This is a genomic window from Njordella aestuarii (assembly GCF_056494165.1).
Map to the genome: position 1 here is coordinate 2068820 of NZ_CM151397.1, position 14836 is coordinate 2083655.

Below are 14836 nucleotides of genomic sequence, written 5' to 3' on the forward strand. Positions count from 1 at the left end.
AATTATCCATGTACTTCCTAGCAGAAATCAACTTCGTCATTCTATTTGCCATCTCGATCGCGGCGGGCGTTTTCGCTGTGGCGTGGTTACTTTTAGACACACGTCAAGATAAACGATCCAAGACCGAAGGCCGGTTAGACCTGTTGTCAGACATGCAGAAAAAAGGCTCCAGCGGTGGCCTTAAACAGGAAAGCAACGCTTCGGAAGCAATCTCGAAAGCTCTGAATAAAGCAGCTCCGCAGCTTTCAAAGGCTCTTACGCCAAAGTCGGAGCTGGAGACTAACAAACTAAAGCAACGTTTGGCAGAAGCTGGCTTCCGTTCCGAATCGACTCTCAACGTATTCTTGTCGATTAAGTTACTTTCGGCGCTGTTCTTCCTTGTGATTAGCGGTGGTATTGGGTTGTTCCTAAATGGAATGTCAACCGGTGCAGCTTTCAAAGCGATCCTGGGCGGTGGTATTGGATTTTACCTGCCGGAGCTCGTGCTCAACTATTTGCGATCAGTACGTAAGAAAGCGATCTTCTATGGTTTGCCAGACGCCTTGGACTTGATGGTGGTCTGCGTTGAATCTGGACTTGGTCTTGACCAAGCGATGCGTAAAGTCGCCGACGAACTTCGCGGTTCCTATCGAATCATTGCCGATGAATTTGCAATCAGCAACATGCAGCTTCAAATGGGCCGCCAGCGCGCCGTTGTCTTGCAAGACCTCGGCATAAGGACGGGTGTGGATGACTTGCGCAGCCTGGCGTCGCTGCTGATTCAAGCGGACAAGTTTGGTTCAAGCGTTGGTCAGGCTCTCCGCGTGCAAAGCGATTCGATGCGTATTCGTCGTCAGCAAATTGCCGAGGAAAAAGCAGCCAAAACGGCGGTGAAACTGATTTTCCCACTGGTGCTATTTATTTTCCCCGGCGTGTTCGTCGTACTGGTCGGACCTGCTGCGATCCAAATGATGCGTGACATGTTCCCTGCCATGCAAGTTCAATAGTCGCTCGCCGGTGTCCCAGTAAACTCGGCTGCGAAGGCTTCGCTGCCTAGCGGTGCACCGGTCGACTTTTCCACCATCTCGGACCACGGTAAAGTTCTGCCGAGCGAAAAGACCTTCTGACGCATATACTCGCCAACCTTTTCGTTCTCCCAGTAAACTGCCGTCGAGGGCTTATCGCTGTCGAGCACGTCTTTAGCAATCTTTGCGTGTAATTGACAAGCAAAGAGTTCGCCTAACAAGTAGTTGTGGTAGTAAACTGGCGCCGATACAACGTGGATCTTGCTGGCATAGTCGGGCGCGGATCGGTCTTGAGGTTGCTTCAGCCCTTGGTATTTGCTGACCAAGTCCCACCACAGTTGGTTCAAATCCTGATCAGGATTCTCGTACATCGATTTCTCGAATCGGAACATGACTTGGCACCAGCGCGAGAAGATCAAAAGCTTGTTGCGACGTGTCATCTGAGCAACACGATCGAATTCGGCCGGATTGGCGACTTCAATGCCCATCGCCGCCAACCATTGGCTGCTGCCAGCGAAACGTTCGAACATCATCGCAACGCCTTCGGTCGTCAAGATGTGAGCATCGGTACGGACCAGATAAGGCAGCTCCGCCGGAATGTTCTTGCTGCTGTAAACCGCATGGCCCAGCTCATGTAACATCGTGCTCATCCAGTATTCGTTCGGCACAATATTGGCCAGCACTCGGACATCGCCTTTGCGGTCAATGTCAGTGCAGAACGCATGCGGACTCTTGCCATTCTTTTCGTAAAGATCGCTACGCGCTAGCACATCATCGATCGGCAAACCAATTCCTCGATAAAAGTCACGACAAACTTTCTGGATGTCGGCCTTAACAAACGGTGCATCCAGACTAATTTCGTAGATCGACGGCGGCTCTTGGAAGAACGGATCCTGGTAATGCCATGGAAATAGCTCGGCGGTTGGAACTGAGTAGTTCTTGCTCAAGGCTTCGTCGATTTCCGACTTTACAGCCGCATACGGCTCGGCCGTTAGCTCATCCAGCTCGTCAAAGATCTTCAGAATTTGTTCAGGCGTTTGCTCATTGATGTACAACATCATCGCTTGATAGTTTGCGAAGCCCAGCTTTCGAGCTGCCTCGTTCCGCAGCAGCACCAATTCACGAAGATCAGTTGCAACCACTCCCCCTACAGCTTTGCTGGCTAACCAAACGCGGCGACGGTAATCACTGTCTTTGCTCTCCGACAAGATCTTCCGCACTTCACTGTCGCTCAATGCGGTTCCGTCGACAGTAGCCCGATAAACATTGAACGACTTTTCGATCGCGTTCGCTTTGCCAACCATCTTCGTCAGCAATTCGGAATCGACTTGCTTCTCGAGGTGGATCAAATACATCAGACGAATCTGTCGAGCAATCAGGGGATCTGAAAGCTTCGCGTCATCTAGTTCCTTCAAGATTTTAAAGCGGTCTTTGTTTGATAGCATTCGATCCAACTGGTTCTGGATCGCTTCTTTGGCAGCGAAAGCTTCATCGGTTCCGGTCGTGTTCGCCGTCCACCAAGCGAGGTTTGCTTGCTTTTCGATCGGAACAACTTCACTTTCGTACTCTGCAATTACTTTTTGTGCTTGTTTCATAAGGTCTTGAGCATCCAGAGGCTGCGCGGTGTGCGTTGCAATATATAGAGCGAGGAGACAGCCGATTCCATTTCGTAGTGACATGGATTACCCCTTTTGGAAGTTGGGCGAAAACTGAAGTTGAGCGACACGGGTCAAGGATGAAATGGCATCATAACGCCTATGCTCGTTAAAGTCTTGCAGGGAAACGACTTCCATTTTTTCGTTAGCTATCAATGCGGAGAAAACCCTGAAAACTTGCCAAGAATGATTAAAGATTGATCTAGGTCAGTGTCCGCGCTCTCACCTAGACTCCCCACCTCGCCGCTGGACAGGATGCCGCGTGCGAAGCTTAACGCTCCCAAAACAGGGAACGCTCAAGCGAACTTGCCTCTGCGAATCGCAAGAACGCGATTGGCAGAAATACCAAACTTTGAAACGCGGAATGATCAGCATGGAAGCTCGGTCCGGACTGCTGCTGTTAGTAGCGATGTTGCTTTTGCCAGCGACCTCAGTCGAAGCTCAAACGCCTCGGGGGCGAATGCTTGGTTCGGCACGCGCCGTAGCCTCGACGCAAAACTTCCTCGTATATGCCAGCGATCAAGCGTCAGCGAACAAGGTTGCAGAAGTTGCAGAAGCGTGCCGATATGATCTAGCCAACCATTGGTTAGGCCAGCCGCTGAACAATTGGCCCGAAAAATGTCCGATCGTCGTCACTGCTGGCGAAAACTTAGGCGCGGGTGGAGCAACCACGTTCACTCTCACGTCGAACTCGATTCAAGGCCTTCATATGAACGTGCAAGGCAGCATGACTCGGATTCTTGACAGTGTTATTCCGCACGAAGTAACCCACACCGTCCTAGCCTCACATCTTTCACAGTTCGGCAAACCTGTGCCGCGATGGGCTGATGAAGGTGCGAGTACCACCGTGGAGCATATGGAAGAGCGTACCAAGCATGACCATTTTCTCATTCAGTTTCTGTCGCAAGGAAGAGGGCTTCCTTTCGCTACGATGTTCACTCTGAAGGAATATCCAGCCGACATTATGCCGTTGTACGCTCAGGGCTACAGCGTTTCAGCGTTCTTGATTGCTCAAGGCGGGCCGAAGACGTTCATCAAGTTCCTTGAGAGCGGTATGCAGAACGATGACTGGGTGGGAGCTGTCGAACGGCATTACGGTTATTCGAAAGTTGGAAAGCTTCAAACCGCTTGGAATCGCTGGGTCGGTGACGGTGGCGGCGACGTGGTCGCTTACTCTGCCGAACGACTTGGCATGACCCGAGAAGCGATTGCAGCCAACGGTACTGGCAACAACGGTGCATCAGTCGCACTTGTCAGCAACGACGCTGGAGTGCGTCAAGCTTCCGCGAATGTCCCGCAAGGGCGATTTGCAGTCGGAAACGCGGATCTTCAAAGTGCAGCGATGACACAAGCGTCGAATGTCCGAACCGTACCGAGTGCCTCTCGACCTGATCCGGTCAGCCTCTCGATCGGCCGCCCACAACAATCCGCTGCACCAGTGCGAACTGCGAGCAACGAAGGGGCGGGTTCATGGTATCATCGTCAGCTTGAAGGCGGTACGAGTGCAGCCGATGCTGGTGCTGCGGTGGTCGCAGACGCGTCAGATGTTCAAAACCAGGAGTCTGCTGGCGTAAATTATTCGAGTGCACTTCCGCAGCCGTTTCAAGGCGTCGGCAGTGCCAACTCGGTCCCCCTCTACCGCTAGTCTGAAACGATCTCGCCAAAGACTTACTGGCCTACTTAAAATGACTTTTGCTTTCCAATTTTATGATTCAGAAGTCGGAAAGGTCACACTGACGAACCAGCGGCTAGAAATCGATTTTTCCGCCGCAAATGTCCGGTTATTAACTGAGAAATCCTCGGGTTACGCTCTTGGACTAACAGTGGTAATGCACGGTGCAGAAATTTCTGAAGTTGATCGGAACTGGATCGGGCGCATTCAGGTTGGCGTGCTCATCGTTGACGGTAATCGCAAGCGCGAACTCGAGCTACCTTTTCAATTAGAGCGATCATGCTCGGTCGAGTTAGAATTTTACAACGGAACGAATCTGCGGTGTTCCGCGACGTCTTTTATAGTAATCGGTGATAACGAAAGTCGCTTCTTAGAGTCTTTCATGTGTTAGAAAGGCGTCAATTCCGCACACCACAGCGAGTCGATTCTCACGTCTCTTTCGGATGTAGTTGACGAACGCGGTGCCCCTTTGCTATGTATACAATTTTCGCGGTCGTGGAGATTTCTTGCTTGAGCGATGCTCGAGCAAAGTTTCTCGCTATATTAGAAATTACTTTATGAACGTCGTTAGTCGAGATTCTGCGTTTGTATTCCAGCCAAACGCCATCGCGATGACCATCGCAGGCTCGGATCCAAGCGGTGGTGCTGGTCTCCAAGCTGACTTGAAGACTTTCCAACAACTAGGTGTGTACGGTGCTAGTGCTGTTACGCTACTTACGATCCAGAATACGCAACAAGTACAGCGAATCGAGATGCTCGATCCGCAACTGGTGATCGATCAAATTAACGCGATCGTTGAAGACTTGCCGGTTGTCGTTGCAAAAACCGGCGCGTTAGGGAACGCTGCCATCATCAATGCCGTCGCCCAGCGAGCCGCTACTTTCGAATTTCCCTTAATTGTCGACCCTGTCATGGTCAGCAAGCATGGCCAGTTGCTTGTTGAAGACGATGCCGTTGAAGCGTACAAGGGTCTGTTAAAGTACGCGTACATGGTCACCCCAAATCGCTACGAGCTAACGCAGTTGACCGGGATTGAACTCGTTGACGAAAGTGCCGTTGCTCAAGCGATCCATGATTTGCACCTCATGGGCGCTCGATATGTTCTCGTGAAGATGGGAGAGCATCAAGGGACATCGCAGCACATCTTTGGCGATCAGAGCAAGAACGTCGCCATCAATGTAAATCGCTTTGACACGGTACACACGCACGGCGCAGGTTGTGTCCTGGCCGCTGCCATAACCGCGTTGATCGCATTAGGAAACCGAGAGCCTTTGCCTGTGATCCATCAAGCGATCGAGCTTGTTCTCCATGCGATTTTCAACGCCAAACCGCTGGGCAAAGGCCAAAGCCCCGTTGAAACTCGCGTCATGTCGCTCGCCTCCATTGCTACGCCAGAGTAACTCATTGCCAAGGCAGGTTTGACTTCCAGCCTTTTTAATCCCCTATAAATCCTCAAGTACTGCAACGAACTGCTTCAGCTCGGCAGCAACGCTCGCGTGCGAGCTCGAGTTTTGTAACACTGGCGGCCGTGACGGCTTTGCGTTGTATCGATCACGTGCGGTTGACCTGCGACTGTGCAAAACATCTTTCCAATATCCCGCACCAGCTCCACCCACACTTTTTGGCTGATTCCCGATCGTTTGAAAATTGGTGCAGCACTCTCGGGTGTCGCTCCGCGTTTGTCCTCGCGAATCAGCCGAGTGGTTCAGTCCAACACTTCGGCATAAGCCGCTACACTCATCGGCAAGAATCCCTTGTCGCTGGCTCGTTTGCTGATCTTCCGTAGCTGCGTTCGCCTAGAACGCGGGTGAACCTCGGTGCGTTTTCTTTAACAGGCAGCATCCTGAAAACGGGTGCCACTGCTGGCTTGCCCAGCAGTGCTCGTGGCGTAACAGCAAAGCTTCCCAACACCTTCCCCGTAGCTGCGTTCGCCTAGAACGCGGGTGAACCTCGGTGCGTTTTCTTTAACAGGCAGCATCCTGAAACCGGGTGCCACTGCTGGCTCGTCCAGCAGTGCTCGTAGCGAAACAGCAAAGCTACCCAACACCTCCCCCGTAGCTGCGTTCGCCTAGAACGCGGGTGAACCTCGGTGCGTTTTCTTTAACAGGCAGCTTCCTGAAAACGGGTGCCACTGCTGGCTTGTCCAGCAGTGCTCGTGGCGTAACAGCAAAACTTCCCAACACCTCCCCGTTTTCCAGTCGAAGCCAGCTAGAATTCGTTTGCACTCGAGCCCCCGCCCCCAGTAGCTGCGTTCGCCTAGAACACGGTTGCACCTGATCGCGTCTCCTCAAAAACTCACCAGGCAGGACAACCCCTCCAAGCCTCCCCTCCAAAAAGCTTGACTCAGCCTCACCCTAACCAAAATCCACTCTCGATTTTGCCAAACTTTTAGAAAAATCCATTACCACTGATTGCGACTCAAACTTCCAGCCCAATATAATTAGGACGTCACCCAGGGGAACGAAGTCCAGACTGACCGCAACGTGACGTGTTCAATTCAAGCGATCTAGCGGACTTTGAACCCCGCTAGCTCCGACATTACTCACGTGCGTGTAGATCATCGTTGTAGAAACATCCACGTGCCCCAGCAACTCTTGGATCGTACGAATATCCTTACCTGATTCCAATAAATGCGTCGCAAAGCTATGGCGCAATGCGTGGCAAGTTACCTTTTTCTTCATCCCCAGTCGACGCACCGCCTGCATTACCGCTTGTTGGACTGACGATTCGTGGATGTGATGACGGCGGATCTGTGTTAAATCGCCCTCGACTTTTCTGCCTCCATCTTTATCTTCAAGCACTTCGCGTGGGTAAGTATCACGGCTCAACTTCGGTGATGGGAACAAATACTGCCATCCGAGCGTTCGACCAAGACTCGGGTGTTTTACTGCCAATGCATAGGGAAGCCATGCCCAACCTGCACCCGATTGCACGTCGATTTCGTGTTGCGACTGAACTCGCCGCATTTGCCGTTGCAGCGGATCGCGCAGCCGTTCTGGCATCGGCACGTAACGATCCTTTGCACCTTTTCCTTCGCGCACCACAATTTGGCTGCGATCAAAATCGATGTCCTTCATTCGCAGTCGACAGGCTTCCATGACCCGCAAGCCAGAACCGTACATGAGGCAGGCCATCAAGTGAAATGGGCCGGGAAGCATCTCGTTTAAGATGGCTTGGACTTCTTGAATCGACAAGACAACTGGCAGTTTGCTCGGCCGTTTTGCACGAACCGCATCGATCTTGACGTCCATTTTGAGAACTTTTGTGTACAAGAAAAGGATTGCGGAAAAGGCTTGATTTTGCGTACTGGCGGCAACATTGCGTTCGACGGCCAGATTGGTCAAGAATTCATTGATGTCATCGTTTCCAAGCAGTGATGGATGAGTCCAAGAACCGTACTTATCTTTGGCGAAGACGAGATAGCGGTAGATCCAATTCAGGTAAGCTTGTTCGGTGCGTTTGGCGATATGCAGCACTCGCATTTTCGCTTTGGACTGTTCGAGCAGATTGGATTTGACACCCTCGGCAACCAGCGGCGGCGTCTTGGAGAGTTCGTTGAATGGGACGTAAGAGGACGCGGAGTGCGGTTGTTTGTCAGTCATAGCAAATTGGACTTTTAGAGTGCATTGGCGGGCTCATCATTCTGTATATTCCGGCAAAGGCAGTGCCCTGCATATTCTGGAAAACACAGTGCCCTGCATATCGTGGCAGCATATCACTTTTCAAGGGGGCTGCATATTCTGGGAGATTTCCTCATTAGGTTGCAGAAATGCAGCGACTAGTTGACTTTGCGAGCCGATGCGTGCACGATATACAGACTCCTGCGAAATTATATGCAGGGGACTTTATACTTCTTGTTCGGCTACAGGAGCATCGGGTGAGCACTGACCCGTCTAAGAAAACAAGATCTATAGACCTGGTCAACGTCCTGCAGCACGACCGGGATGTGCGCGTGGCGTACTGGATCGGGATGTCGATCGGGGCCGGGGTGCTGACGGTGTTCTGGTTCGACGGTGACATCGGTCCGAGCCATCCGGTCTTTGCACTGATAGTGACCATTTGGACGTTCGCACTCACGCCTGGGGTGGCCTTGCCCGTTCTGCGACACCTGCGTCATAGCTGTTTTCGCGTATCCGTGGATGAACGCGTAATCCATCGTCTTCTCGGCGTCGGTATCTTCGCGTGGCTACTCGAGCGGTCAGGGTGGAATCGTCGCCACGTCTACCCCTCGTGGGGATCCGCCATTACACGGAACCGCTTACCGCTCCGGGTACTGGCAGCGCGCGGCGGGCTGGAGCACACGGTGTCTGCTTTGCCATCCACATGATGTTGGGCGTCTTAGCAATTATCGTCGGACAACCATGGGGCGCACTTTGGATCCTGCTGCCGGGCGTGATAGTTCATCTCTACCCGGTGCTGCTCCAACGTTCCGTCCTGCTTCGACTCCAGTCAATAATGAACACCGTTGCCGAACAAAGCGATGCACGCAAGTCGCCGGTCGGCCGCGAATTTGAGTCATAGTTTTTTGGCGGCGACTGCGTGATCGCCAGCGTTCGCCTGTGTACCACAGATGTCGCGTTACATTCCGTTTCCAGCTGACTGGACAATCGCATGATGATTACTGACAAAAACCGCGGAATGCTGTTCCTCGGCCTCGGCGTGTTTTTTACCGTCATCTTCCTTGTCGGTGGTGGCGTTCTCACCGCAACCAACGGCGGCTATTGGACGCTCGTTTTCCTTGCCGCTTACTTGGTCGGATTGGCGGTCTTCGGACTACCTGTTTACAAATCAGCGACTGTGGCCATATGCAATTCACATGGGTCGAAATCGATTTCGCCTCGTAACATTCGCAGATTCTTGCCCGCGATGCTCATTCCTTTTTCGCTCGTGCTGTCGCTAGCCTTTTTCCGCTCGGAAGCATTCGCATCCGAACTTGGGATGCACCTATTCATGGTCGGCATGGGCGTTAGTCTTTCCCTTTTTGTTCCGCTAGGTCTAGGGATGATGCACAGAACCGGCGAACCATCGGATGCACGGGAGACCTCGGCGCAGTCAGTCCTGAAGTCGGGGGCAACCTCTCGGTCCCCGTGATCCGTAACGTTCGTCGACGCATCCAATGACGCGACGCCACTGCGAATGATGGAAGAAATGCAAGAGAATCGCTCGGAGTGGGATCGAGCTTGGTCGTCCATGCCACATCGGGAGATGCTTACTTGGCACGCCGCAACTATTGACGCGATTATCGCGAATGATCAGAAGCTGCCCATCGTTCGAATTACGATTTCCGAAGATCCTAGAGAATTTGCAGATAAGTGTCATCGTCCCGTTACGCGTTGCCCTTTATGCGGCTTTGATACGTCGGCGTCAGAACGGGTGGCGGCCTCAATCCATCCCACCATTCATCTCGGACCGCGATTTGGAGAACGTGCAATAATCATGTACGCTGTGTGGGCACATTCTGGTTGTTTGAACGAATGCCCTACGATTAACGAGGCCACGCCGATTCCTTGGTGACTTCCGGACACAGAAGACCTAAAATCGACGAACAATCCGATGAACCCAAGCGGCGGATAAGGCGTTTCCTGAACATCAACTTTTTTTGCCGCCGCTGGGTTATCGGTGGCGTTATGCCAAATGTCTGAACTCGAAACGAATACAGTCGACGTGCGATACCTCAGCCGCAAAGGTAAGCTGATCGCCTACGGTCTCACCGAAAACGAGCTTTATTGCATCGCCCCTTCACTTCGGGGAAGATCAGACGCGGAGGTCCGCGTTGTTGCAGAAACAGTGGGTACCGTACATGGTGAAGTGTGGGATTGGTCGAAACATGGCGGACATTCATTTACGCTGAAACTTCATTGGTCTTGCCCACGGTGCGGGCAACAATGGTTTGTCGATTTTACGGACTCGACACCCAACCCCACATTCGAACCATCGGGCTGCGATTGTGTCTCATATTGGTTCGTTCACTGGAACGCTAATCAGGCGGCAAGTGAGTCGCGAGCATGATTACGCAGGTGGCATAACAAAGCGTTGGACACGGAGCCGCGGATCGGGCGGCTTTGAAATGGCAACTTTACTTGCCGCGGCCCGGTCAACGCGGTCGTTACCCGAGAAAACAAATGCCGATTCAAGGTCTGACCAACCAATGGGAGACTTACGACGCTTTGTTCGATCGTTTTGCAGCACTCCCGGACGATGACGCTCCAGGAAGCCTTTTAGGAAAGTATCGAATGATTCGCGAATTGCTTGCCACGCTTCACGGGTCTACCGAGTCAACCGTTTATGTTGGAACCTCGCATAGTACGATGAACTTCGGAACGCATGATGCTGTGTCCTATATGGACCGAACACAGCCTTTCGCGTTTGTAGACGTCGTAGTCGCAAATGAGACTTCTGGTGAATACACTTTTCGGGTCGAAACGCGTGAGATTGACCGCGATAGGCCGACTTCGAAATGGATCGTCCGCAAGACCACGGATGCCGAAGCAGTTGCTAAAATGGTTCGCGAAGCGCTGTTGTATGCAGATGTCCCCCAACGGCAAAGTGAAGCAATCGGGTAACAAAGCCATGCACACGAAGCACTCGAAAATGCGGTTTGGCAGTGGTTGCTTTCCTACTCGTGCTCGGTGATGGCTGGCCGTTATCGGGTCTAAAGCACTTGCGCGGTCGATAGCGACGCTGTCAGGTGCGCGGTCGAATGGCAGTTTTCCTGAGTGCTCGACAACGATCGCGACGTCAACATTTGCGCGGTCGATACCAACGATGACATGCATACGCTGCTCGCGGCGTCAACGTGATCGCAGTCGATTTGATGTGACGTCTACTCTGCCGCCGATTCTGACTCCGACGAATCCCGGGCTGAGCTTGTGCGGTCGAATCCGTGCTCGGTCACCCAAGCTGGCGAATTTCACGCGGTCGATTCTTGCTCGGTCTGTCTCCGGCGTGCTACAATCTGGGTTCACCGTTCTCGGGTTGGCGAATCGTTCGCCGCTCCCGACAACCGGACGCCGATAACCATCCCGTGCACCGGAGGACGGCAAATCATCGTTACAAATGGTTAATCAACTCGCCGTCCCCGGTGACGGGTACCGTTCGTCGGGCTGAAACGATGCACTCGAATCCATACTCTTCACCAACCGCTAACGCTCATCACGACTTGGATCGTGGCTTATTGCTACGTCGGATCCGATTCGCGAGTGGCTTGATCGCACCGCTAGCGATCGTCAGCGGAGTGGTACTGACAGTGATTGGAATAATGCGTTCCTTTGACGCGTTAGCGAAGTCGGAAAACGTAGATCCGAGTCAATTGGGGGGCGACATTTCGACATCTCTTTCCATTGGATCAATATCAATTCCGGTAGCGATAGTGGCATGCGCAGTATGGATATGGGCGACACTCAAGCTTCGCAAGATTAAACGTTCTGCTGCCGTCGCATCGACACAATAGACTTTCCGATTTGATTGTAGACGCTGCATTGTGGTACACTAAATATGGTTACCACACCAAGAATGACCGACGAACCAAGCGATGCACCCCAGTCGCGGAGCCGAGCGTTTTGACAATTGAAAATCTTTCGCCGCGACGGGGTGATCGCGGTCGTTATCTGGCTAATCATTTCGCCGCTTTATTTCACTTGCCTATGGATTCATCCCAGCTGTACGACTACTTGCTTCAAGCGAAAGCTCGGAACGCCAGAATGGTTTTGACGTTCGACGACGATGACAGTTACGCACTGAACGATGTTGACCTGTGCTTCAGTATCGACCGAGACGGATCGCGTGCAGCCGAACCCCTGGTGACTGCGTTCGATGACTGCATGAACGACTCCCAAAAAAGAATTCAGGCATATCGCGATGGCATTCTTAAAACGGCAGGAGTGTACTGGACGTCAATTACCCCAATTCAACCGGTCAACATGGAATACAGCGTCGAAAACGTTATCAGCATATGGGATGACGACAAAAACTACCTCGTGTATGATCGAGCAGGCGTCGCGAACAGCGCACAATCGCCAGATAGCAAATCGGTGAACCGAAGCCGCCGAAAACGCGGGTTTTGAAATCATAGTTTATTGGCGGCGGCTCGGTTACCGCCGTCGTTATCGCATTTGAATCGGAGTGCCCAAATTGATCGTTGCTTTTTCGTGTCAGTCGTTTAACTCGCCTGATGGTCGAGCGTTTTCGGCTGCCAAAAATGGCTATGCCATTGAAATGACTTTTGACGATGAATGGCCTTTTGACTTCATTGCATTGACGCCACCACCATCTTTCTCACGATTCGTCGCCAGCGATCTTACCAACTTCAGAATGGATTTTGGTTTGAGCTACGTACCGGCACGCAAAGATCTATCGGCTTTGGTGCAAGCAGGTGCAAAGTGGGCATCGATCTTTCCTGGTGAGTATTGGAATCATTTGCCATCGGGCTTTGGACTCATTTTTGAGATCCGTGAAACTGATGATCTCAACTCTTGGGATCTTGCGTCATTGCAAGAGGGCACAGATGTGATACTCTCGGTTGAAGGAGACTCACGCTTTGATTGCAGGGCGACTATTGGACGGGTGCAGTCGGTCAAACGAGAGTGGGAGACGCGAGTGCCGTTTATTCAACCACAGATACTCGTTTCCACCGGTCATATCCTAGATCGTAAACGTGATTTTTCACCGTTCGTCAAATTTGTGTCAGAGCTCAGCGAAATTGATGGGGTGATGTTTCCCGATATGGAGCCACCGTTAGTAGCAGAGTTCTGTCAGCATCTAGCGAACGCAGGCGATGATAAGGATGCCTGATTTGCGATAACAATGGGTTGCAGACGAAGCCCTCGATCAGCCGTTTTGACTTGCGTTGAGTCAACTGCTCGGGCTCGCTGAACCCAGTCGTTATCCGACTAAAATCACTCGCTATAAACACCCTCTACAAACTTGACGGTCCCTCGCCCACTTACCGCACACGAACGTGAACTTACTGCCTGGCTGCTTGAGAACGGTCAATATGGCACCAACGCGTTGATCGAACAACTCTCAAACGCGGTTGTTTCAAGCGTTTGCCCATGCGGATGTGCATCATTTGACTTGCACGTTGATGGCTACCCGCGATCCGCCGAACCTGGGATCTCCATCGTGGCCGACTTCATGTGGGATGATGCCGACGGAAACGAAATGGGGATTTTTGTATTCACACGGGGTGGTGTGCTGGCTGGTGTTGAGGTTTCGGACTATACCGGATCTGGTGACACCCTTACACTGCCGGACCCCCGGAATCTGCGTCCTTCAGACATTAACCTGTGACGGCGGATAACCTTGCCGTGCACCGGAGCGGCGTCGGCGCATTTTCTGATGGTTAGTTTTACTCTCGCCGCCCGGTGACGGCGGACGTTATGTCGCTAGGTGAATCGAGGGACCCAAAATCCATTGCGAATCAACTTGCAGCGCGACAACAGAACGTCAATGTCACTCGCGTAGTCGACCATCTTTTGGCTGAACGCGAAATTCCCCAAATGACCATCGTCCGGACGACACAAAATCACTTCATTCTCAATTGGCTCGTACAATACAGCCGGGTCCTCAACACCGTCCTCCAATATTCGCATTGCTGTCTTCGCGTGACATGATTGACGATGCCTGTCCAAATCTTGGCATCTTTGCTCCCAAACCGCCACCACTTCTTCAAAAACCAACTCGCCGCGAGATAATTCACAATCCATCGCTGATGCAGACCACAACCAATTATCTGCCGTTTGCTTCATGATCGCAGCCAGATCCTTATCAACTGATAGAACGCAAACTTTTTCCTTCATTAGCACACTGTATGCAATTGACGTGGCAATCAAATGCTCGTCGGTGTATTTGTAGTCGCCTGCGGCTATCTTTTTTCTGCGTTTTCTGGGGTATTCAAACCAGGACTTGCGAGTTCGCTTATCAATCTTCGCGTCTTCATCGGAAATTAGCCCTGCTTCAACCGCGCTCTCCTTCATACTGCATTCAAAGAACCATCCTTTCAGTGCAGCATCTTCAATTGCTCTGGTTTCGGCTGAATCGCTATCGAGACCTTCTTTGTCGATAAAATACTGCACATTGGCGCGAATTGATGGTGCTAACTCCATTGCGCATTTGTTCAGGAATCGCACGCTTCCGGAAATTTCACCGGTGAACCAATCAGTCTTGACTAGATTCCCGATCTCCTCGACCTCATTGACGAAATTGTTGCCACGTTTCGCTTCCGGGCGCTTTCGCACTTCTCTGCAAACTTTCTCGTGAACATATACATTTGATGGATTGTCAAACAAATCGGATACTATCCCTCGAATCAACACGTTCGCATCTACAAACCATCGCACGTTCGCATTTTTGGCGAGTCCTTGAATCGCCTCACCGCCAAATTGCTTAATTAATTCTTGGTCCATTGGCATACCTCCGTTAGAATTATACGACATTTGAGATTGATGATCGGTTCGCGCAAATGACGCGACATAACAATGCGATCAACCGAAGTCGCGGAGCCGCGC

General features: G+C 51.9%; 16 protein-coding genes. 13 read left to right on the top strand and 3 right to left on the bottom strand.

What is annotated here, in order from left to right:
- Positions 1-8 precede the first annotated feature (8 nt).
- Positions 9-986 (top strand): type II secretion system F family protein, encoded by a 978-nt coding sequence (locus SH451x_RS07830; protein WP_479361891.1) that lies wholly within the window; start codon positions 9-11, stop codon positions 984-986.
- Here SH451x_RS07830 and SH451x_RS07835 read toward each other — a convergent pair.
- Positions 980-2683, bottom strand: a complete 1704-nt coding sequence (locus tag SH451x_RS07835) for a M2 family metallopeptidase (protein ID WP_479361892.1) — start codon at positions 2681-2683, stop codon at positions 980-982. The genes SH451x_RS07830 and SH451x_RS07835 overlap by 7 nt on opposite strands.
- 349 nt (positions 2684-3032) lie before the next feature.
- Here SH451x_RS07835 and SH451x_RS07840 point away from each other — a divergent pair, with 349 nt between their 5' ends.
- The 3 genes from SH451x_RS07840 to thiD all read left to right on the top strand — a co-directional run bounded on the left by SH451x_RS07840 (position 3033) and on the right by thiD (position 5731).
- The gene (locus tag SH451x_RS07840; protein WP_479361893.1) at positions 3033-4304 is read left to right on the top strand and encodes a gluzincin family metallopeptidase; all 1272 of its coding nucleotides are present in this window, start codon (positions 3033-3035) and stop codon (positions 4302-4304) included.
- A gap of 40 nt (positions 4305-4344) precedes the next feature.
- The gene (locus SH451x_RS07845; protein WP_479361894.1) at positions 4345-4722 is read left to right on the top strand and encodes a hypothetical protein; all 378 of its coding nucleotides are present in this window, start codon (positions 4345-4347) and stop codon (positions 4720-4722) included.
- 166 nt (positions 4723-4888) lie between these two features.
- Positions 4889-5731 carry a bifunctional hydroxymethylpyrimidine kinase/phosphomethylpyrimidine kinase gene (gene thiD / locus SH451x_RS07850; protein WP_479361895.1) on the top strand — a complete coding sequence of 281 codons (843 nt, stop codon included), beginning with the start codon at positions 4889-4891 and terminating at the stop codon, positions 5729-5731.
- Positions 5732-6823: 1092 nt separating this feature from the next.
- Here thiD and SH451x_RS07855 read toward each other — a convergent pair.
- Positions 6824-7933: an integron integrase gene (locus SH451x_RS07855; protein WP_479361896.1), complete on the bottom strand. Its 1110-nt coding sequence runs from the start codon at positions 7931-7933 to the stop codon at positions 6824-6826.
- A 601-nt stretch (positions 7934-8534) separates the two neighbouring features.
- On the opposite strand from SH451x_RS07855, the gene SH451x_RS07860 reads away from it, so the two are divergent.
- From SH451x_RS07860 to SH451x_RS07900, 9 genes are all read left to right on the top strand, one after another.
- Positions 8535-8852 (top strand): glycosyl-4,4'-diaponeurosporenoate acyltransferase CrtO family protein, encoded by a 318-nt coding sequence (locus tag SH451x_RS07860; RefSeq protein ID WP_479361897.1) that lies wholly within the window; start codon positions 8535-8537, stop codon positions 8850-8852.
- Between the two features lie 90 nt (positions 8853-8942).
- On the top strand, positions 8943-9422 hold the full coding sequence (locus SH451x_RS07865; protein WP_479361898.1) for a hypothetical protein: 480 nt from the start codon (positions 8943-8945) through the stop codon (positions 9420-9422).
- A gap of 45 nt (positions 9423-9467) precedes the next feature.
- Positions 9468-9845 carry a hypothetical protein gene (locus SH451x_RS07870; protein ID WP_479361899.1) on the top strand — a complete coding sequence of 126 codons (378 nt, stop codon included), beginning with the start codon at positions 9468-9470 and terminating at the stop codon, positions 9843-9845.
- Between the two features lie 120 nt (positions 9846-9965).
- Positions 9966-10340, top strand: coding sequence for a hypothetical protein (locus SH451x_RS07875; RefSeq protein WP_479361900.1), 375 nt, complete (start codon positions 9966-9968; stop codon positions 10338-10340).
- A 113-nt stretch (positions 10341-10453) separates the two neighbouring features.
- The gene (locus SH451x_RS07880; protein WP_479361901.1) at positions 10454-10894 is read left to right on the top strand and encodes a hypothetical protein; all 441 of its coding nucleotides are present in this window, start codon (positions 10454-10456) and stop codon (positions 10892-10894) included.
- 548 nt (positions 10895-11442) lie between these two features.
- A complete protein-coding gene (locus tag SH451x_RS07885) occupies positions 11443-11781 on the top strand; it encodes a MotA/TolQ/ExbB proton channel family protein (protein ID WP_390620582.1) in 339 nt (112 codons plus the stop codon).
- A 193-nt stretch (positions 11782-11974) separates the two neighbouring features.
- Complete coding sequence (locus SH451x_RS07890) at positions 11975-12394, top strand: hypothetical protein (protein WP_479361902.1); 420 nt, start codon at positions 11975-11977, stop codon at positions 12392-12394.
- 58 nt (positions 12395-12452) lie between these two features.
- Positions 12453-13121 carry a hypothetical protein gene (locus tag SH451x_RS07895; protein ID WP_479361903.1) on the top strand — a complete coding sequence of 223 codons (669 nt, stop codon included), beginning with the start codon at positions 12453-12455 and terminating at the stop codon, positions 13119-13121.
- 132 nt (positions 13122-13253) lie between these two features.
- Positions 13254-13619, top strand: a complete 366-nt coding sequence (locus tag SH451x_RS07900; protein ID WP_479361904.1) for a hypothetical protein — start codon at positions 13254-13256, stop codon at positions 13617-13619.
- Positions 13620-13714: 95 nt separating this feature from the next.
- On the opposite strand, the gene SH451x_RS07905 is transcribed toward SH451x_RS07900, so the two are convergent.
- A complete protein-coding gene (locus SH451x_RS07905; protein WP_479361905.1) occupies positions 13715-14734 on the bottom strand; it encodes a hypothetical protein in 1020 nt (339 codons plus the stop codon).
- Positions 14735-14836 lie beyond the last annotated feature (102 nt).

Excerpts from the sequence above, each read along its gene's own strand:
- SH451x_RS07830 (WP_479361891.1), top strand. The coding sequence starts at position 9 with ATGTACTTCCTAGCAGAAATCAACTTCGTCATTCTATTTGCCATCTCG.
- SH451x_RS07835 (WP_479361892.1), bottom strand. The coding sequence starts at position 2,683 with ATGTCACTACGAAATGGAATCGGCTGTCTCCTCGCTCTATATATTGCA.
- SH451x_RS07840 (WP_479361893.1), top strand. The coding sequence starts at position 3,033 with ATGGAAGCTCGGTCCGGACTGCTGCTGTTAGTAGCGATGTTGCTTTTG.
- SH451x_RS07845 (WP_479361894.1), top strand. The coding sequence starts at position 4,345 with ATGACTTTTGCTTTCCAATTTTATGATTCAGAAGTCGGAAAGGTCACA.
- thiD (WP_479361895.1), top strand. The coding sequence starts at position 4,889 with ATGAACGTCGTTAGTCGAGATTCTGCGTTTGTATTCCAGCCAAACGCC.
- SH451x_RS07855 (WP_479361896.1), bottom strand. The coding sequence starts at position 7,933 with ATGACTGACAAACAACCGCACTCCGCGTCCTCTTACGTCCCATTCAAC.
- SH451x_RS07865 (WP_479361898.1), top strand. The coding sequence starts at position 8,943 with ATGATGATTACTGACAAAAACCGCGGAATGCTGTTCCTCGGCCTCGGC.
- SH451x_RS07870 (WP_479361899.1), top strand. The coding sequence starts at position 9,468 with ATGATGGAAGAAATGCAAGAGAATCGCTCGGAGTGGGATCGAGCTTGG.
- SH451x_RS07875 (WP_479361900.1), top strand. The coding sequence starts at position 9,966 with ATGTCTGAACTCGAAACGAATACAGTCGACGTGCGATACCTCAGCCGC.
- SH451x_RS07880 (WP_479361901.1), top strand. The coding sequence starts at position 10,454 with ATGCCGATTCAAGGTCTGACCAACCAATGGGAGACTTACGACGCTTTG.
- SH451x_RS07885 (WP_390620582.1), top strand. The coding sequence starts at position 11,443 with ATGCACTCGAATCCATACTCTTCACCAACCGCTAACGCTCATCACGAC.
- SH451x_RS07890 (WP_479361902.1), top strand. The coding sequence starts at position 11,975 with ATGGATTCATCCCAGCTGTACGACTACTTGCTTCAAGCGAAAGCTCGG.
- SH451x_RS07905 (WP_479361905.1), bottom strand. The coding sequence starts at position 14,734 with ATGGACCAAGAATTAATTAAGCAATTTGGCGGTGAGGCGATTCAAGGA.